The organism is Flexivirga sp. YIM B11880, from assembly GCF_058148645.1.
The window spans coordinates 1-19,254 of the sequence record NZ_JBMAMH010000025.1; the positions used below are offsets into that span (position 1 = coordinate 1).

At 65.8% G+C, this 19,254-nt stretch carries 16 protein-coding genes and 1 pseudogene; 13 read left to right on the plus strand and 4 right to left on the minus strand.

Features of this window, described 5'->3' with window-relative positions; translation table 11 throughout:
- The first annotated feature begins 210 nt into the window (after positions 1 to 210).
- The 6 genes from ACN8HC_RS19325 (at position 211) to ACN8HC_RS19350 (ending at position 5,813) form a co-directional block, all read left to right on the plus strand.
- Positions 211 to 801, plus strand: a complete 591-nt coding sequence (locus ACN8HC_RS19325) for a hypothetical protein (protein ID WP_188839301.1) — start codon at positions 211 to 213, stop codon at positions 799 to 801.
- Positions 802 to 1,260: 459 nt separating this feature from the next.
- Positions 1,261 to 1,521 (plus strand): P-loop NTPase family protein, encoded by a 261-nt coding sequence (locus ACN8HC_RS19330; RefSeq protein ID WP_308421005.1) that lies wholly within the window; start codon positions 1,261 to 1,263, stop codon positions 1,519 to 1,521.
- Between the two features lie 77 nt (positions 1,522 to 1,598).
- The gene (locus ACN8HC_RS19335) at positions 1,599 to 1,772 is read left to right on the plus strand and encodes an ATP-binding protein (protein ID WP_490076485.1); all 174 of its coding nucleotides are present in this window, start codon (positions 1,599 to 1,601) and stop codon (positions 1,770 to 1,772) included.
- Between the two features lie 648 nt (positions 1,773 to 2,420).
- A complete protein-coding gene (locus ACN8HC_RS19340) occupies positions 2,421 to 3,344 on the plus strand; it encodes a hypothetical protein (RefSeq protein WP_188839300.1) in 924 nt (307 codons plus the stop codon).
- A complete protein-coding gene (locus ACN8HC_RS19345) occupies positions 3,341 to 5,584 on the plus strand; it encodes a hypothetical protein (RefSeq protein ID WP_188839299.1) in 2,244 nt (747 codons plus the stop codon). The genes ACN8HC_RS19340 and ACN8HC_RS19345 overlap by 4 nt, the downstream gene beginning before the upstream one ends.
- Before the next feature lie 49 nt (positions 5,585 to 5,633).
- Positions 5,634 to 5,813 carry a hypothetical protein gene (locus ACN8HC_RS19350; protein ID WP_188839298.1) on the plus strand — a complete coding sequence of 60 codons (180 nt, stop codon included), beginning with the start codon at positions 5,634 to 5,636 and terminating at the stop codon, positions 5,811 to 5,813.
- Positions 5,814 to 5,896: 83 nt separating this feature from the next.
- Here ACN8HC_RS19350 and ACN8HC_RS19355 read toward each other — a convergent pair whose 3' ends face one another.
- Positions 5,897 to 6,754, minus strand: coding sequence for a hypothetical protein (locus ACN8HC_RS19355; RefSeq protein ID WP_188839297.1), 858 nt, complete (start codon positions 6,752 to 6,754; stop codon positions 5,897 to 5,899).
- Between the two features lie 212 nt (positions 6,755 to 6,966).
- On the opposite strand from ACN8HC_RS19355, the gene ACN8HC_RS19360 reads away from it, so the two are divergent.
- From ACN8HC_RS19360 to ACN8HC_RS19380, 5 genes are all read left to right on the plus strand, one after another.
- Positions 6,967 to 7,314 carry a hypothetical protein gene (locus ACN8HC_RS19360; RefSeq protein ID WP_188839296.1) on the plus strand — a complete coding sequence of 116 codons (348 nt, stop codon included), beginning with the start codon at positions 6,967 to 6,969 and terminating at the stop codon, positions 7,312 to 7,314.
- Between the two features lie 1,366 nt (positions 7,315 to 8,680).
- Positions 8,681 to 8,863, plus strand: a complete 183-nt coding sequence (locus ACN8HC_RS19365; RefSeq protein WP_490076483.1) for a hypothetical protein — start codon at positions 8,681 to 8,683, stop codon at positions 8,861 to 8,863.
- A gap of 70 nt (positions 8,864 to 8,933) precedes the next feature.
- On the plus strand, positions 8,934 to 9,365 hold the full coding sequence (locus tag ACN8HC_RS19370; RefSeq protein WP_188839294.1) for a hypothetical protein: 432 nt from the start codon (positions 8,934 to 8,936) through the stop codon (positions 9,363 to 9,365).
- Entirely contained in the window at positions 9,304 to 10,137 is an 834-nt protein-coding gene (locus ACN8HC_RS19375) for an ATP-binding protein (protein ID WP_188839293.1), read from the plus strand. Before ACN8HC_RS19370 ends, ACN8HC_RS19375 begins: the two co-directional genes overlap by 62 nt.
- Before the next feature lie 310 nt (positions 10,138 to 10,447).
- Positions 10,448 to 13,294: an NACHT domain-containing protein gene (locus ACN8HC_RS19380; protein WP_188839292.1), complete on the plus strand. Its 2,847-nt coding sequence runs from the start codon at positions 10,448 to 10,450 to the stop codon at positions 13,292 to 13,294.
- 148 nt (positions 13,295 to 13,442) lie between these two features.
- Here the strand turns inward: ACN8HC_RS19380 and ACN8HC_RS19385 are convergent, their stop codons facing one another.
- The gene (locus ACN8HC_RS19385; protein WP_188839291.1) at positions 13,443 to 14,303 is read right to left on the minus strand and encodes a DUF2726 domain-containing protein; all 861 of its coding nucleotides are present in this window, start codon (positions 14,301 to 14,303) and stop codon (positions 13,443 to 13,445) included.
- Between the two features lie 67 nt (positions 14,304 to 14,370).
- Positions 14,371 to 15,624: a DNA cytosine methyltransferase gene (locus ACN8HC_RS19390; RefSeq protein ID WP_490076484.1), complete on the minus strand. Its 1,254-nt coding sequence runs from the start codon at positions 15,622 to 15,624 to the stop codon at positions 14,371 to 14,373.
- A 47-nt stretch (positions 15,625 to 15,671) separates the two neighbouring features.
- Here ACN8HC_RS19390 and ACN8HC_RS19395 point away from each other — a divergent pair, with 47 nt between their 5' ends.
- The gene (locus ACN8HC_RS19395) at positions 15,672 to 16,856 is read left to right on the plus strand and encodes a hypothetical protein (protein WP_188839289.1); all 1,185 of its coding nucleotides are present in this window, start codon (positions 15,672 to 15,674) and stop codon (positions 16,854 to 16,856) included.
- Positions 16,857 to 17,589: 733 nt separating this feature from the next.
- Positions 17,590 to 18,084, plus strand: a complete 495-nt coding sequence (locus ACN8HC_RS19400; RefSeq protein WP_373284669.1) for a GntR family transcriptional regulator — start codon at positions 17,590 to 17,592, stop codon at positions 18,082 to 18,084.
- 354 nt (positions 18,085 to 18,438) lie between these two features.
- Here ACN8HC_RS19400 and ACN8HC_RS19405 read toward each other — a convergent pair.
- Positions 18,439 to 19,137 (minus strand): annotated as a pseudogene (locus ACN8HC_RS19405) (integrase core domain-containing protein); the annotation flags it as partial.
- Between the last annotated feature and the right edge of the window lie 117 nt (positions 19,138 to 19,254).

A 19,254-nucleotide genomic window follows, 5' to 3' on the forward strand; every position in this document is an offset into this window, starting at 1 on the left:
TAGCGTCGGACACGTCGAGGTCTTTCGGATGGATGGCGTAGGAACCTCCATCGTCGGGAGACCTCGACATCTACCTGCGGACCGACGCGCCCGGCCGACCTACACCCTCATCTGGGAAGAGCCATCAAAGGGCCACACTGGAGATCGGTAACCGTCGCGGGACTTGGTTGTTCGCATGTGGGTGCACTTTCACCAAATCCGCTGCACCGCGTGAAGGGCTGGGTATGCTCCGCCGCATGGGATACGGCGACCAAATGGGTGGAACTCGGCAGCTTCGAAAAGCTCGCTCGCGAACTGTCCAGCAGGCTGAATGGCGTGAATGACGTGTTCCCACCGGGGGGGGTGATCATCGATGCGATCGCGCCTTGCCTGACGGTGATGCAAGCCGAACTAGAGGCATTCACGGCCGCCGTCGACGACCACACGCCGCGCCAGATGCTAAGCGTCGACGACGTGCAACCCATCGTCACACCTGACAGCCTTGAATACTGGATGGCTCTCAGCGACGGCAATGGCTTGTATATCCAAACCAGCCGACCGCGGGGCCGAAGGTTGGATCAACCTAACCGTGACGAAGCGTTCTCCCCGACCGGTGGTGGAGACATCTCGGTCGCGGTCTATGTCGACGGCGCTGACTATCCCCAAATAGAACGCCTGTTTCACCACGTGGACGACCTAGTGCAGGCGCCGGGCTACGACGGTCCAACCGATGGTGAGGTGCAAAGCGGGTCGTGGTTTCGTCAGTCGACGGCGAAGGCGAAGGCGAAGCCCTCACATCGGATACATTTGCGCAGCGCCTGATCAAGATGGAGCGCACTCGAACTCGCGGGGCTCGACGTGCAGCAGGCGAAGGTCGATCGAGAAGAAGTGGAAGCGGTGGCTCGCCTGCTCGCGGAAAATCCGCGAAGTCACACTAATTTGTATCCGCGCTGGATCCATCCTGATCGCAAAATCTCGTACGCCGCACAAGCCAGCTGTTGTGGTGCGCACCCTGTCAGAAAGAGAGACTCGCGCGCTCGAGCGATGCCCGGAGATCGACACCCCGAACGGGTGCTTGAGGCTCCGTCGCCGACCACCAGCGGGTCTGAGCCCAGCACCAGACGATCACCGACTCCGAGCACACCGGCTCCGCCAAGCTCCTGCGCCAAGGACGCGCCGACCTGCTGCGGCCGGTCGCGGACGCGGTCACCGGCGAGGAGGTCGAAGTCCGCTCACTCGGCGTCTACGACCAGATCCTCAGCCTCGTCGACGAACTGGTGGATGAGGAGGTCTGCTGATGGCTGCACCCACGACCGACGGACCGCCCCGAAAACGGGCCGCGACGCCACCAGCGAGCTGGAGTACCTGGCGAGGGCGCTGAAAGCGCCGGCCCTGCGGAAGTCGGTCGAGCGGCTCGCCGAACGCGCTCGTGAAGAAGCCTGGACCCACGAGGAGTTTCTCGCAGCCTGCCTGCAACGCGAGGTGTCGGCGCGTGAATCCCACGGCGGCGAGGGCCGGATCTGCGCCGCCCGGTTTTCCTAGCCGCAAGAGTTTGGAGGACTTCGATTACGACCACGCCCCGCGGACTGAAGCGAGAGGCCATCGGACACCTGGGCAGCCTGGACTTCGTCGCCGCCCAGGAGAACGTCATGCTCCTCGGCCCGCCAGGAACGGGCAAGACGCACCTGACCACCGGGCTGGCGATCCGGGCCTGCCAGGCCGGGCACGGGTCATGTTCGCCACCGCGTCCCAGTGAGTCGACCGGCTCGCCGAAGCACACCACGCGGGGCTGACTCCATGACGAGCTCCGCCGGCTCGTCCGCTACCCCGCCTGGTCATCGGCGAAGTCGGCTACATCCCCTTCGAACGCGAAGCAGCCAACCTGTCCTTCCAACTCGTATCATCCCGCTACGAACGCCGCCAGCCTGATCGTCACCTCCAACAAGAACTTCGCCCGCTGGGGGCGAAGTCTTCGGCGACGACACCGTCGCGCCGTCGCTACGAGTGCGCGAGCATCGGACGGTCTCCCGCGTCAGCACAGACCGTAGTTTCTGTTCAGCTGCGCCGGCACCGGCATGAGGTGTTCCTTCGGCACCCAGCGATGTACTACCGCCGGTTCATCATCTTCAGGCAGTGAGACCACGTCGACGATGAGCGCCCAGTAGCGGCCAGCCCGCCGGCTCCAGCAGATGATCAGGACCTGGCGGGGGACGTCATGAGGATGCCTGCCATCGCGGACCCATGCGTGCCGGGTCCTTGTCGGCTCCGGCCAGGTTCGTTCCCGACGTGACTGCCCCATGGGAATCCGACCTCCTTCGCGACATCGAACAAAGTTACTACTAGTGCGTCCTGTAAGTCGTGCCGCACCTCGTGAGCGTGGACATGCCTCGGGCTCCTTCCGGTCAGTAGGGCCAGCCGCAACTGGCCGTCCGGAGGTAGCGATGACATACAACAAACAGTGGGAGGTCGGTTGGCAGCGCGACCGCGCACGAGGCATCAACCGCTACGTCGACGCCGAACCGACCCGAGAAAAGCTGCAGGGCTTCATCGATGCCAGCGTGCCGTTGAGAACCCTCAGCCGCGCGACCGGGATCAGCGACACCGGGATCAGCAACATCGTTGCCGGCCGCAACTCACGCGTGCAGCGAGCCACGGCCGAGCGTGTCGACCAGCTCAAACTTGCCGACATCTACTCCCAGGCAGAGGGCATGGTTCCTCGCGTCGGGGCCGTCCGGCGGGTCGAGGCGCTCCTGGCCCTTGGTCACAACCACGCCGCCATCGCGGCCGCCGGTGCGCGAGACACCAGCATGCTGCTCTACAGCCCGGGGGAGCTGATCACGGCCGGCCGATGGCGGCAAGTCCGCGACGCCTACGACAGGCTCAGCATGACCCCGGGAGACTCCCCGCTGACCCGCCAGCGGGCCGAGAGCCGCGGCCTTGCCCCGCCACTGGCCTGGGACGAAGCCGACATCGACGACCCCTCAGCAAGACCGCACCACCAGGTGCCCGCCGGCGAATCGAACGTCGTCGACATCGTGGCGGTGCAACGGGCGATTGCGCGTCAACGACCAGACACCAACCTGACAAAGGCCGAACGGTTAGAAGTCGTTCGAGCGATGGCGTCGACCGGGGCATCGGACCACGAGATCAGCTTGCACACCGGCGTCAGCGACCGAACGGTCCTGCGCGACCGCATTGAGTTCGGCATCGAAAGCCGCTGGGGGACAATGCCATCCGCAGCGCACTGGGATCTCATGGAAGCCCGCAGCATCACCCGCCGGAGCGACTCCGCCGGCCGGGACGCGGAACGCAAAGCCATCATCACCACGCCATCACTTGACCAACAGCACGGGATCGCGCGATGACCATCACTCAACCCACACGCGTCGCCGCCGCGGCTTTGGTCGCGAACTCACTCCACGGCGGCGAGCGGTTGGACCTGCCGCTGCCAGGGGAGCTCTCTGGGCCATCGCTCTTCGACGGCCTGCCGCGCGGGGTACACGTCGGCGACGGTGACGTGTCCTTCGGCCCAGCCCGCGGTCAACGCGATGAGATGACCATTCAGGGGCCGTACGGCTTCATCAACGTGTGTGCGCAGGACGGCCGCCACTGGATCGAGCTTGTCGGTAAGACGCACCCCGACCTCGGACTGCACGAACCGTGGTCGGTGCGAACCGACCTCCACGGCGCCGCCGACCGGCTCGGCATACCGGCAGCGGATCTCGCTCCGTTGCTCCAGCGGGCAGGGATGGCGCTGGTGTGGGCACGAGCCGAACTCGACGCAGCACTGCCACCCAACGGGCTCAAACAACGGGAGACGAACATGGCCGAGCAGAACATTGACGCAGCGCCGTCGTACCGAGATACGTTGCGAATGGACCCGACGGAGGCGCTGACGATGGGCGTCGAGGGTGCCGGCCAGACCGCCGACAACGAGAGACTGCGGCGCGCCCTGAACGTGATCGCCCAATACGACGCGGTCGACGATCGAGCCTTCGCTGCGGCGAGGGGTTCGGGCAGTCTGCTCGACCCATCGGTTCCCGAGCCGCCGGCGGCCAGGCTGCTTGTCCTGCACGGAGGGAACGTCTCGGCCGCCGCGAACGATCCGGGCTTCGAACGGCTGGTCGCCACCTACGAAGGCCTCCAGCCTGGCCACGAGATCGTCAACGACGAAGACGGGCTCCGCGAGGAATACGTCGACCCGCTCGCCGTACCGGGCAACAAGGAGTGGCTGGCCGAGCGAGTCGCCGAACTACAGCACGACCTTGGTGCGCCGAGCCCGGTGGAGAAACCGGTCGACCCCGTAGCTCCGGAGACGGAACCGGATCATCAAAACCCGTATTCCACGTCCATGGACGGGCAGGGGGCGTCCGTCGACGCTACCGACGCGGAACAGGCGAAGATCGACGCGCAGGACGTCGCGGCGGTCACGTTCAACCCGGAGGCGATGGACGCGGTCGCAGACGGGCGCCTTGTGGTGATGGAACCGTCATACGGCGGTGTCCTGGAGAACTCGGACGTGGTCGTGACCGCGGCTGCTACGGGACGCGGCGATGTGTTGGTCAGGGTCGACGCCGACCACCAGGTGCACGCAGACCTGCACTTGGCGGGTGGGACGGTGCTGGACGCGAACCCGCAGCAGGTTGCCGACACGCTTCGGGTCGATCCGGAAACCGCGCGTCAGACCGTGTTGGCGGCAGCCCATCAGCTGCAGCGAGGGCAAGTCGCCTACGAGGCGCGAGAAGATGTTGACGCCGCAGTGGCGGCGTTCGATCAGCACCGCGGGCAACAGGCCAGGGAGGCGTTGCACTGGGGGAATGGGCCGACGAGTCAGTCTGGACTCCAGGACGCAACCCAGCAGGTCCCGAGCGACCTCGCGGAGGCAAGGGGCGATCTCCGGTCGGCGCCCCGGCCGCCGACCGGACGCACGGCCGCCGTCGGCCCCTGGTCGCTCCGGTCCACAACCACCCCCGTTCTGACGGGGGTGATGACCATGGATACACGAGAGCTGGTCGACCAGGTCGAAGCGTCGCTCGCGCAGGCGCAGCACTTCCTCGGCATTGCCGACTACGACATTCAATCGGCGACCGCGGGGGCGCAGCGTCGAGCACTGGAGGGCACCCCACTGCCTGGCATGGTTGCCGCTCACCGCGACGCCGCGGCGGAGGCGTATGACGCGCTGCAACGCGGCAGCGAGCACGTCAACCACGGGTACGCCGGCGTCATCGCGTTGACCAAGGCGCCGCACTTGACCGACGAGAATCACGACTGGGTCGTGGGCACTCTGGCCGGTGTCGTGGAGGCGATGGTCGCTGCGAGCAAGGCGACCCCGCACCTCGAGGCCGGAACGACACACCTGTTCGCCGCCAACAACCCGGCCGCGGATCCCCGCAGTGTCAGCAGCCAGCTGGTGAAAGCCCGTGACGAGCTCAGCTTGGCGATACCGCACGTGTCAACGGCCGCCCGGGTGGTCGACCAAGCAGCCGCACGGCGCAGCCCGGACGGCCAGGTCGGCCCGGCGCAGCCGCTGGCACGCGCACAGGCCCGGCAGCAGATGGCCGTGCCCACCACGGCTGGCACACAACCGGCAGGGCCCAGGCGCTGAACGATTACCGAGTTGTTGTCGCACTCATAGGAGATAGGAGAAGAAATCGATGTGTAGTGATTACCCCGACGGCCGCTGCCGTGACGAAGCCCTCGAGGTGGGAGCGGAGGAGCGAGACCGCCGCAACGCCGACCTGGAGGAAGCTCGCTCGGCACAGTGCGCGGCCGCGGCCGAGCAACATCCGTGGGCGTACGACGCGACGGAGGGCTACTACGGACGGCCCCGGTAGGGAGGGGACTCCAACCAGCGAAACGGGAGAGCTGGGCATCCCCGAGGGGCTGTCCAGCCTCCCGTCGTTGGCCTGTTGTTGTTTCAGCTCGCAGCTCCGGTTGGGGCCAGGGTCAGCTCCCGCCGCTGGCCGCCGACCTGCAGGGCGTGCACCCGCTGCAGGGCCTTGGGAGCACGGGCGCTCGGCCGCAGGACCTCGGCGAGACAGGTACCGAAGCCGTGCTCGATCACGAAGCGGTCGCCTTGGCGTTGCAGGAGCAGCTGCTCGCGGCGTTCGCACCATGGCACCAGGTAGGTGACCACGACGATCCCCGCGGTCAGCAGGTCGAAGACCGGATGCCCCTCGGTAATGCCCTGAACCGCGGCCGCCGTGGCAGTGACGAACCGCAGCCGCCAGGCCAGCGACAGCAGCGGCTGGACCGACAACAACGCGACGGCCGCGCGGCAGACCGCCCGCATCGTCTTCCACGGCAGCGTCCAGAACGCCACGGCGGCCTCGAACCGGCGAACTCCGAGACCGAGCGCATGCGCGATGATCGCCGCAGCACGCTCGTCGAAGGCACCGCCGGCCCGCACGGCGCGCATCAGCCCGGCCGAGACGACCAACGTGTGCCGGCCGAAACGCGTGGCATAGACGCGACCGGAATCGCTGACCCGCACGTCGACGTCGCCGGCGACATGGTGCTCGCGCAGGACCGCGAACACCGGCTTGAGCGACGCGACCTCGTAGCCGAGCGGCTCCCGGGCCCCAGCCAGCACCTGCGCAGCGGTCGCCTCGGCTCGCCCCGATAGCAGCACGGCCATGACCACGACGCCGACGACGAAAACCGGCAACGCGATCACACCGGGCAGGACCGCCCCGACGATCACGACCAGGACCGTGCTGGTCGCCAGCGCGGTCAGCGCTGGCACAACCCGCAGGAGTGTTCCTCGATCGCTCATCGTGTTCTCCCTCCACCTCGGGTGGTGCATTTCCTTCAACGTTGGCGATCAGTGATCGCCAACGGCCCTCATCGCGCCTCTTGAGGGTGAAGCCAGTCTCACGCACCTCACAGACACCGCGCCGGAGTTATCCACAGACCTCGTCGACGGGACTGCGGAGACCACCGCGGATCTGGCTGGATGAGGGCACTACCGACGAAGAGGAGCACCACATGCGAACGCCCGAGGTCCTGCACGTGGACACCGACGAAACGATCACCGCGATTGCACGTTTGCTGCGGGAGGCGGCGCAGCAAGCGTGGAAGCGCGCCGACCGTGAAGGCCCCGACTCACCCTGGCATGGCTTAGGGCTCGGCATCGTCGTCGTCGCCGCGCAGGCGACCGAGTTCGTCCCGGCCGACGTCGACCCCGTCGAACCGGTCCCGCCACAGGGAGACATCGGCCGGCTGGTCTGCGCCGCCGACGACCTGGCACTCGACCTGCCCGTCGACGGAACCCTGCCGGGAATCTCCGAACTCATCGTCGCCCTGACCGACCTGCGTCGGGAGCTCACCCAATGACCGGGGACGAACGCAGTGTCGGCGAACTGCTCCTCGACGCAGACTTTCAGGCACGCACCCTGCTACTGGACGTTGTCGGCGACGACACACCAGCCCTGCTGCGCACATGGGGCGAAGTGGTGCAGTCGGCAGGCGAGCTGTGGGCCGGGCTGCCGCAGCTGTCCTCCAGCCCAGCGGACGGCGCCACGATGCAGCAGCTCGAGACGATGGCACGCGGTATGCACCGCCACCAACTGGCGCGCAACTGGCCAGGCCCGGGCGAACTCGACCAACGGCTCCGCGGAATCGCCGAAAACTTCGTGAGGGCAGCGGAACTGGTGGACGGTAGGGACCGTGCACGTGACACCTGGCCGCCGGCAGTCCGCGCCGACGTCGACGCGGTCAAGATGCGCGTCATGCACACCTTGTACGTAGCCGCCCATGGCGTGGGCGTCGCTGTGCATCAGCACATCCAGGACACTGAGGACCGCTTCGGAAGCAAACCGAGCCTGAACAACCGGGCCGTCGCTCGAGGACGCGACGCCGCCGCCCAGCTGGAGGTCTTTGAGCAACTCGCCGGCGCGCACGTCGGGACCGGCTTCGCGAAGGTCATGCGCGGCGAGCACCGACACGCGGTCGGCGCCGACCGGCTGTACCAAGCGATGGCGACATGGGACGTGCAGGCCCACCGCTCGATCGCCGCCGCCCCCACAGCCACCCACCTACACCTGGTGGCACGCACACAGGCATTCCTGAGCGCAGCGACAGCACACATCATGGACGCAGCCGTCCGAACCCAGCAGTTGGACACCGACAGTTTCCGGCATCAGCTCAGACCCGCACTCGAATCGACCCACACTTCCTGGAACCTGGTCGCACGACGATGCGAGCAGATAGCCGACCGGCGAGACCGCCCGGACGTTACCCTCGTACGCGCGGCCGGAGAGCTGCGGGCGGCGATCACCGAAGTTGGATACGACAAGACAGCGTGGGCAAGGCCTTCGACGATCGCCTCGCGCGTCGACCTCGACGCCACCGTTGCCACCTTGCATCAAGGGATCGCTGCGGCCGTCGAGGCCGCGGTCATGACACGAGACGCACTCAACGACAGACGAATGACCGGATCCGCCCGCGGCATCGCCGACTGGCAACACGAGTACCTCGATGCCGCGGCCGCGAACTGTATGCGGGCGCCGATCGCCTCGTGGGTCGACGCCGGCGACATCGCCCACGGTCGGCAGGTTCCACTGTCCCGGGCGGTGAGAGCAGCGCTCGAGGACCTGGCCGAGGCGGTCACCGACGACAGCCGCCGGACGATGGCATCGGCCTCGGGCATCCGGCAGACCGTNACATCGCCCACGGTCGGCAGGTTCCACTGTCCCGGGCGGTGAGAGCAGCGCTCGAGGACCTGGCCGAGGCGGTCACCGACGACAGCCGCCGGACGATGGCATCGGCCTCGGGCATCCGGCAGACCGTCACCATGGCGACGGCGCCGGCCGCCCCGATCCGGTACAAGGCACCGACGCCGTGGGCGCAGCCGGTGCGTCCACAGCGTGGCCACACGCCCTAGGACAGCCACCCGCAACCCGATAAAGCCAGATAAAAACGTAGGTTTATCGGAAAGTATCTGGGAGGACCTGATGCAACCCAGTCCATACACCCCCGGTGAGATCGCACGCAGGGTTCCTGGCCGCTCGGTGCCCTTGGGTCAGATCGACGAGCGATTGGCTTACCTCAGCGACCTGCGGCGGCTCGTCGGGCGCATTCGCGTCGATCAAGGGCCACGCGGGATCGGCAAGACGTCACTCTTGCACGAAGCGAGCCTGATGGCGACACGACGAGACATCCTCACCATCTGGGTGACGGCCGGCGAAGCCGGCGGACTGGCGACCTCCATCGCTCGGGAGATCGACCGGGCGACCGGTGGGTGGTCTGGCCGACGAGACCTCAGCGAACGCCTGAAAGGCGTCGACGTCGGCCTGCAGCTCGGTGTGCCCGGGGTGGCCGTCCGTGAAGGCCAGCTGGAAGCCGGACGACGTAGCCGGCGCCGGGCCGCCAGCGGGAACGCGTGAATTCGAGGACCTGCTCGTCGCGACCCACGCGGTTGCCGTCGAACACGGCAAGAAAGGCCTGGTGCTGTTCGTCGACGAGATCCAGGACGCGGACCCGCTCAGCCTGAAATTGCTCGGCTACGGATGGCAGGACTTCCAACGAGAACGCCCGGATCTGCCGGCCGCGGTGTTCGCGACCGGGTTGCCGAGCAGCAAGCAGGTCATCAACGACGCCGTGAGCCCGTCCGAACGCTTCGCCTTCAAAACTCTGGGTGACCTGTCCACGGACGCGGCGATGATCGCCTTGGCCGGTCCGGCACGTGAGCTGGGCGTCGAGTGGGAGCACGACGCCGTGCAACTGGCCGTCGACTACACCAAGGGATACCCGCACGCCGTGCAGCTGCTCGGCTCCTACGCGTGGGAGGCCGCCGCCCTACCCGACCCCGGTGCCCGAATCAGCAGCGATGACGTGCGAGAGGCGATTCAGCACACACGCGAGGACCTGCAGGAGCTGTACGACTCCCGGCTCAGCCGCATCCGGGTACCGTCCGAGCGCCAATTCGTCCGCGTAATGTCAGCGCTCGGCGACGGTCCGGTGCACCGTAACGCCATCGCCAACGAACTCGGCCAGGCAACGACCTCAATCAGCAGCACACGCCAAGCACTGCTCAACGCCGGCGTGATCGAGGAAGCCGGCCGCGGCTACCTGCAGTTCACCATCGACGGCTTTGCCGCGTTCGCACGGCAACACTTCGGCGACTCGCCTCCGCATCGGCGGAGCCAGGACTCGTAAATTCAGTAACTGATCAGCCAACCAAGCTGGCCCTGTCTCGGCGGTGCATTATTGCGGGCGGACACCTGGTGGCGGCGTCGCCTCGGTCCTCGTTCGCACGCTGAACGACAGGGTGATGCCCCGTGGTTCCCTGGTAATGGCTCTTACCAGGGCATGCCAAGCACCGACCGTCGCGTGAGCCGGTGGGACCGATCCGGGCGCTGACATCAGCCGATACGGTGATCGGGAGATCGTCTCTGGCTACTACCGGATCTCATGCGAGGTTCCGCTTCGGGGACCAAATGGCCAATTCAGGGAGGAAGGAGGTGCGATGGCCAGCTATGACCTGCAGCGCCTCGGCGGAGTGGGATTCCAAGACGTCGTCGCTGCGTTGGCCATCACGCAATTCGGCCCGCAGGTCCGGCCAATGGGCCGGGGCAAGGACGGCGGCCGCGACCTGCTCGTCGACCGAGGCCGGATTGTGTGGTCATCCAAGGACGACGAGAACTCTGAGGTGTGGGAGGGCACGACCGTCTTCCAGGTCAAGCACAAGGAAACACTCGAGGGCACCCAGAAAGATCCTTCCTGGTTCTGGAAGCAGATCAAAGATGAGCTCGACGCATGGAGCATGCCTGACACGACACGTGGCGACGTGCCCGCCTACCTCGTCTTTGCGACCAACGTCCGTCTCACGCCGGTCTCCGGCACGGGCGGGTTCGACACCATCAACGCCAAGATCGACGACTACATTGCCGCACTGAACAACGATGCCGCTGAGGACGATCTCCCACGATCGTCGCAAGATGAAGCGCGTAAAAGGCGTCGCGCCCGACGCGACCGGATGAGCAGACTCCAAAAGTGGCGTCTGTGGGACGGCAACCAGATCACCGGGCTGCTCGACGCACACCAGGAGGTGCGCCGCGCGTTCGACGGGTTCCTGACCGCCGGGGACGTGCTGGCGGACCTGTCGGCGCTCTCGACCAGCCTGAGCCAGGAGCAGCTGGGAACAGCGCTGCGCGAGCATGCGAGGACGACGCTGTTGTCCGAGCGCCGCGTCTACTTCGACGAGGCCGGCGGCGAGACCAAGGGTGTACCCGTCGAAGAGGTCGCGATCGACCTGCCGGTGCTGGTGGGCGATCCGGCCACCAGCGACCGTGTCATCGGCTACGTCCTGAACCGCGGTGAACAAGTCCTCAAGCCAAGCGTGACCACGCGGGCCAAACCGCGGCACCTGGTTATCACCGGTGCGCCGGGCAACGGCAAGTCGACGGTCGCCAAGTTTCTGACGCACGCATACCGGGCGGTATTCGTGGGGGAGGACATCGACCTCGGCGACGACCACGAAAGGGCCGTGACCCGCACAAAGGAGGCGCTGCGGGCGATGGGTGTGCGAGTCCCAGCGCACCGCAGATGGCCGATCAACATCAATCTGGCCAAGTTCGCCCTCGAGCAGGGCACGAGCGAGGATTACACGCTGCTGCGCTGGATCGCGCAGGACCTGAACCGCAGGGTGAACTCCAAAGACATCCCGCGGTGGGAGCTGTGGACGTGGCTGAAACGTTGGCCTTCGTTCATCGTGCTGGATGGCCTCGACGAGGTCACCGAGCCTGCTGTTCGGCAGGCGCTGATCGCGCACATCGAGGCGTTCGCGGCCGACCTGGAATCGGACAGCTGTGACGCCCTTGTCGTCGTGACGACCCGACCGACCGGATATCAGGACGAGGTGCCGACCGAGGTGTTCGAGCGCATCGACCTGTCCGACCTCGCCGTCGACGACGCTCTGCGTTATGGGCGGTTGGTGACCCGGGTGCGGGTGCCTGATGACGAGGAACGCCGCGCCGGGATCATTGCACTGCTTGAGCAGGCAGCGCTCGACGACGGGCTCAAGCGTCTGCTGCGCACCCCGCTGCAGACCCTCATCATGTCGATCATCGCGGAGTCGTCCGGTCAGTTCTCGCCGAGCCGCTTCGCACTGTTCTGGGGCTATTTCAAAACCATCGAGCAGCGCGAGCAGAAGAAGAAGTTCGCCTACGGCAAGCTGCTGCGCGACCACGCGCCGCAGGTTCTGGACCTTCACCTGCGCGTGGGACTGCTCCTGCAGCAACTGGCCGAGACCGCCGAAGGCACCGACGCAGTACTGACCCTGGACGAATTACGCGATGTGGCCTGGCGGGTGCTCGACGACGCGGGGTATGAGCCGTCGAACAACGACAAGGCGCTGCTGGAGCACATCCTCACCGCAGCCATGCACCGACTCGTGCTGCTGACCCTGCGTCCCGACGGCGGCTACGGCTTCGACGTGCGGTCACTGCAGGAACTCATGGCAGCGTACGAACTGACCACCGGCACACTCGAGCAAACGATTCCCCGGCTGCGCCGCATCGCTGCCTCACCACACTGGCGCAACACGCTACTGTTCGCGATCGGCCGGTACTTCTCCGAACCCCAGCCGCACCAGAAGCAGGAAGCCACGGACCTCATTCTCACCCTCGACGACGACGCACCGGAAAGGCTCGGGTCGGTATTCCCGGTGAGTCCGTACGTCGCGCTGGAGGTGATCGACGACGGCATGGTGTCGGAGCCGAAGTACCTGTATCCGCTGGTCAGCCACGCGATGAAGGCCCTTGGGGATGTTTCGGGCGGGCTCGGCCAGCAAGAGGCACGGATGCTTGTCTCAGCCGCCACCGGATCCGAGGCGGTCAGGCGGCTCATCGCTGACGGGCTGCGCGAGGCGCTCGGCGGGCCGGCGATGTCGCGCGGCGGTGCCGAGTTCGTACAACAGGCGGTCACGGATACCGGGCACGCGATGCACCTGCGTACCGAGGTGCTCGGGCTGGCCAGCGTGCGACGCGATGACTCGAAGAGACTGTCCGACGAGCCGGTGCCGGACTGGGACTTGTTTGACGAGACGCTGTTCGCATACTCGAGTCCCGGCACCGAGGACGCGCTCGAGATCGTGAAAGCACTGATCACGGACCTACGGCGAGTTGTTGACGTCGATGACGACCGGCTGGAGGAGGTGCTCACGCTTCTCGAAGTCCCCGATATCGCACTCGTCTTTGATGAAGCCTTGAGCAATGTCGCGGCCGGCGAGCCGCGGCTCATGGCGATCATGCGGCACGAGCTGCTCCCCGGAATATGGCGGCGGCAGGTCGACTTGGGTGACGGTGTTCCCTGAAGGTGAGTCGGCGGCAGGTCATGGTCGCAAACGACCACGGGTCGCCAGTTGTGTCGGATCTTCCGGCCAAGTGCGCTGGGACACGTCGCGGAGTGTCTGAAAGCTGAGTCGCCCCTCGCGCTTTGCCCAGCCAACGGTTGCGTCCTTACTACCCAGGCAGGTTCATACCGCCACTGCAGTGCCACTCGTTGTCAGCTTCCAGCCCTGCCAGCAACTGTTCGCCCTGGGTCTTGTTCAACGCCACCGGTTCATCCGCTTCGTATCGGTGGATCAGCCAACCGAGTTCTGCCATCGCCAGTTCTTCGGCGACGGCGAGGGACGAGATCCCCTCGATCGCGAACGACCGAAGTGTGCAGGAGGACGTGAGGTACTGCCCGTTGCGCAGGCTCAGCACGCACTTGGCCTCGGTCGTGCCGTCGGTGTCCCGCCACCAATGGCCGGACCAGTGCATGCGGCCGGACGCGGCAAAGGTGTGCAATCGTTCGATGGCAGCGGTGTCGAGACCGGTGAAGGACGGATGCTCCGGGTCGCTGGTGTCGATGATCGAGTTGTGGACGAATGGTTCGTCGGCTGGGATGAGTCCGTCCTGCTGCGCGGCTGCGAAAGCCTTGCCGTATTCATGCATCTGGAGGATGTATCCGAGGACGCGCCAGCGGCCCTCTTTTCGCGCGAACTGGCTGTCGATCCGCAGCAGCGTGAGTCCGGCACCCGCGCACAGGCGGTCCTTGAGCGCATCCCGCTCGCGCTGGCGGGTGTCGGTCAGGTGCTGTTTGCCGTCGTACTCGACGGCTAGCACTGGCTGGAGCGTCTCGGCGTCGAAGGCCACGAAGTCGAGGTGAGCCATGAACGCGAAGTCCCGCTCCCGGCGTGTCCAGGAAGGGTCGTCGTCCACGACGTCACGCAGCCGGGTCTTGAGGGTGAGGCGATATCCCTGACTGTCGGCCCAGCGTTGCAGGTCGCGGTCCACGGCCGCCTCCTGCAGGTTCACCAGGGGCTTCAGACGGTTCACAGTGACCAGGCTAGCCACCAGGTGTGACATGGAATCAGAAACGGCTCAGCAGGCACGGCCCTATCGATCAGCCTGCATACCGGTCGTCTTCGAAGCCGACAACCCTCAGATATCCGAGTTGCGTCAACAATGCCCGCACGACGGCTTTGCCGAGCTCCAGTGGCACCGCGTTACCGAGTTGCCGCTGCGCATCCGCACGACCGCCGTCGACCTGGAAGTCGTCGGGAAACGACATCAGCCGCAGCATCTCGTTGACCCGCAGGCGACGGGCCCGCTCCTGACCGGAGGCCGTCCGGACATTTTCCCAGTGGAACGGACCGACCCATGGCCCAGGCTGTGCCTGCAACGTCGTCGATGGCCGGTCCGGATCCAACCGCAATAGGAACGTCCAATAGCGACTGCGCCAGGTGAAGTGGTTGCGCCCGCCGTAACGGTCGGTGTGCCACAGATAGTTCTGACCCGGTGGGACTTCCGCCGCGAGTTCTCCGTAGTTGCCGTCAACGATCTCATCCTCGGCGGCTTGCGCGAGGCGCGGCAAGCCCGCAAATGCTTGGGAGCACGTCACGTGCGGCAGTTTGCTGGTGTCGAAGGTGCGGGTGTGCTCACTCCATCCCGAGTGCGTCGGCTCGGGAAATTCGAACCTCTCCCCGTCGCGGCGGCCGACCACGAACACCCGGCGGCGCAGCTGCGGGACGCCGTAGTCCGCCGCCAGCAGAACCTTCCACTGCGGGTTGTAGCCCAGTTCCCCGAGGCCCTTGAGCAGCCGCTCGAACTGCGTCTTGTGGGTCTTGTAGGTCAGGCCCTGCACGTTTTCCAGGACGAACGCCTCGGGTCGAGCGTCTCGAACGACCCGCACATACTCATCGAGCAAAGAGGCGTTGGGGTCACGGCTCTCCCGCTTCTGCTCCAGCCAGAACCCGGACTTCGAGAATGGAGTGCATGGCGGGCCGCCGACCACGAGGACGGGCTCGCGCGTGCGCAACCCCGCCTGCGCCAGGATCTGCTCCGTCGGCACCTGTCGGATGTCGCCGCTCAGCGTGGCTGTGGCCGGCATGTTCTTCCGGAGCGTGCGCAGCGCCGGCTCGTTGTAGTCGGTCGCGATCGACACACGAAGCAAACCGGTCCCGGTGTCACCAGCGTCGAGCGGGTCGGCGTCGGCGCGCTCGACCGCCAGGTCGAGCCCACCAGCGCCGGAAAACAAGCTCACAACCGGGAGCTGCTCGCCCACGTGGTACCTCGTTTCGTCTTCTGACGTCCGCGTCCGGGCCGTCCGTTTCCGACCAGTATTGTCGGCCCCTAGTCTGCAGTTGACGACCGACATGCGCACATTCCATCCAGGCGCGGCGTGTCGAAACCGAAGGGGTGCGCGTGGTTGACGAGTTGCTCGCCGGTCGATCCGTCGGTGAGATTTACCGAGTTGCGCGCCGTCGGGACCTGCACGACTTCTTGCACGAGGCCGTCAAGGCGTCCGACGGGCAGGTGCTGTACGCCAGTAGCCCACAGCGCGCGCCGGTCTACCTCGGCGTGCAACTCGCTTCTGATGAGCGGATCGGAATGCTTGTCTACCCGTTCCGCGTCAACTCGAGGGCGACGCAGAATCGTCCCGACGACGAGGTCCGCGGCCAGCTGCGGTACGGCTCGGAGAAGAGCTGGCTGCGCGAACATCCCATCGGCCGCGACATCGCGGGCGTGGACGTGACGATGATTCTCGGCATCGACCTCGACGACGAGGTGATCCTGGGCCTGGACGCGCAGCTGTGGGACCCGCTACCGATGGGCATCTCCTTCTACTGCAAGAAGGACGACATCGCGCGCGCCAAAGACACCGGCTGGTATGTCTGGGAAAAGATCAATCGGCCCGGGCCCAAGCGGGCTGAACCTCGCTCGCCGACAAATCTGGAAACCGTGGTCGCCTTCATGCCGGACCGGCTCGTCGACTACGCGCGTCTGGAGCGCCGGTCGACGGCACTGCGCCTGGAGCCGGCATTGCGCTACGTGGCCGCGGTCGGGATGAGGGAGCAGACGCCGCCGGAGTCGCCGCAACGTCACGTCCTGGAAAAGCAGTTCGCACTGAGCAGCGAGCAGATCCTCAACGTCATCAATGGCCGCAACCGGCTTTCCGTCGCAGTGCGCGGCGGGGTCGCCGAGTACCACCTCGAGCAACAACTGACCGGCGCACCAGGCATCAGGTCGGTGCGACGACTCGACGTGGATGCGATGCACGACTTCGACGTCACCTTGGACGACGGCACCCTGTGGCGCGTCGAGTGCAAGAACGCCAGCCCGAAGACCTTCGCCTCCGGTGAGTTCAAGGTCGAAGTCCAGAAGACCAGGGCGTCCAAGGGCGACGCCGCCTCCCGGTTCTACGCCGTGGACGCGTTCGACGTCGTGGCCGCGTGCCTCTTCTCGGTCACCGGGCAGTGGGAATTCCGCTTCGGCCGGACTCGCGACATGGCGCAGCACAATGGGTTTCCGGGTCGGCTCGCGGCCATTCAGAAGATCACCGACGACTGGACGGACAGTCTTCCCGCCCTGCGCGAAAAGGATCGCTGAAACAATCTGCAAGACGAACACGAAGTCGAAAACCGTGCGCTGACCGAGCCGGAATCGAGCCATGTCCGTGGCCCCGTCGGCGGTGCACGCACCAAGCCCATGGAGAACTGATGGAGTTTGAACCGCCATTCGTGGCAGCCGTCCAGGCGGCTGTCACACCGAGCGACGCGGACGTGCTGGTGGCTCGCGAGTCATCCTCGACACGCTGTCGGAGGACAGCGCGGCGGACGACAACGACATCGTGGGAATTGTTCCGGCATCCACGAATTGCGCAGGCAAAGCACGCGAGCTCATCGACCAACACATGGTTCTACGCGCGCTACTCGGGCCCAGGCTGCGTCCTGGTTGACCATCACTGGAAGACAAACAAGTTTTGCGTGTCTACCCGATCCAGCCCGGTTGTCGAACGCATACCCGTCGGCCATGGGCTGATTGGCACACGTTCCGACGTCACTGTGGTATCTCACATTTGGCCGAATGCCGCTTCGGCGTCCTGCTCGGTCATTCGGCAGACCTACCGAGGGGAGGTCTTCGGCTGCGAAGCACGGGGCGGCAGCCTCAGGCACGTGTAAGATTGTCCTGTCATTATGTTCTGATGCGCGCTGTGAATCCACCTGATGGAGGTGTGCCAGGCGGCCGGGCGAGGACGGGGCTGAACGGTGGGTCGAAGACAATTTGACGAGTTCTCTGCGGAGCCGTTGCATCATCAACTACAGCAGATTTCCTCCAGAAAATTCGCTCCGGCGACTGGCCTGTCTGGCACCGCTTGGAATCAGAACTTGCGCTGTCGAAGGAGTCCGGGGTTAGCCGCCCGACGATGTGGCAAGCACTCCTCACCTTGGCCAATAAAGGCTATCTGAGGCGCACACGAGGCCGCGGCTCATTTGTCACCGAACGGAGACCTAATTTCAGCGTCGTACCGTTCCCCCTTCCAGGGCGGGCATGCCACCACGATGAGGTACTTGGTATTGAACTCGTGGAGATCGACGTCGACGCGGCCAGGTCCATGGGGCTGCCGGACACCACGCGTCTGGTCCGGATCGACCGGCTGCGATACGAAGGGGATGCGTCGATGGCGCTCGAGCGCACGTATCGAACAGGTGAGGTGTACGCAATTGGGGATATGGACATCCCGGGCAATCTCATCGACTTGTGTGGTGACGGATACGGAATCCGGGCCGACGAATGTCGCGTACCGGTCCAGTGTGATGTCTCAGAACATCGGTGACGTTTCTACCTCAGGACATCGGTGACAGTTGGTGTGTCAGGACATCGGTGACGGTGGGGTGCGCTGGTTGGCCAGGAAGCCGCGGGGGTTGCCATTACCGACGAACGTGACGCCTGGGTCTGGGCGGGGGTGGTTGGCGATCTCGGTGCCGTGTTGGTCGAAGAACGAGATCGTCTGGGTGTCCCACAGGGCGTGGACTTCGGTGCCGGCGTGGGCGGTCCCCAGCTGGTAGCGCACACCCTCGACGCGGGTTTTGCCGTCGGTGTAGACCCGCACGGTGCGCTCGCCGATATCGGTACGAGGCGCGCGTCGCCGCGGGCGCCTGGTCGTTGACGGCTCGTTCTGTGGCTGTGGTCGCGGCGCCTCGGCCTTGGGCGTGGCGTCCCACGCTTGTTGCGGGGTGATCCTGCCCGGCAGCCCCTGGTGAGGTCGTTGCGTGTTGTAGATGTGGTCGAATTCATCGACCAGTTCTTGTAATTGGTCCAAGTCCTCGGCCAGTGGCCGCTTGTTCAGCCACTGGAACAAGGTTTGATGCCAGCGTTCGTTCTTGCCCTGCGTGCTGGGCTTGTACGGCTTACCGGTGATCGGGTCGACGCCCAGGGCCTTGACGTGCTCCACCAGTCGCCCGATGTACCCCAGCCGGGACGGGTTCAGCGCCATCCCGTTATCACTCAGCAGCCGTTGCGGCACCCCGTGCGCGGCGATGCCTTTGGACACGACCTCGATCGCTGCGGCGGAAGTCTCCCCGGACGCTGCCAAGGACGCGACCGCGTACCGGGAATGGTCATCAATCAACTGGAAGATCACGCACTTACGGCCACGCGTCAGAACGTACTCGGTCGCGTCCAGCTGCCAGCACGCGTTCGGATTCGGGTACACGAACCGCCGCCACGCGGACCGCGGCCGCTTCTTCGGCTCACGCCGAGCCACTCCCCGTTCCCGGAAAATCCGCGCCAAGGCCGGGATCGAGGGTGCCTGCAAACCCATCGACTTCATCTTGTCGTGCACGCTGATCGGGCCGTAGTCCAGACCGGAGGACTCCAACGAGGCTCTTCCCAGATGAGGGTGTAGGTCGGCCGGGCGCGTCGGTCCGCAGGTAGATGTCGAGGTCTCCCGACGATGGAGGTTCCTACGCCATCCATCCGAAAGACCTCGACGTGTCCGACGCTA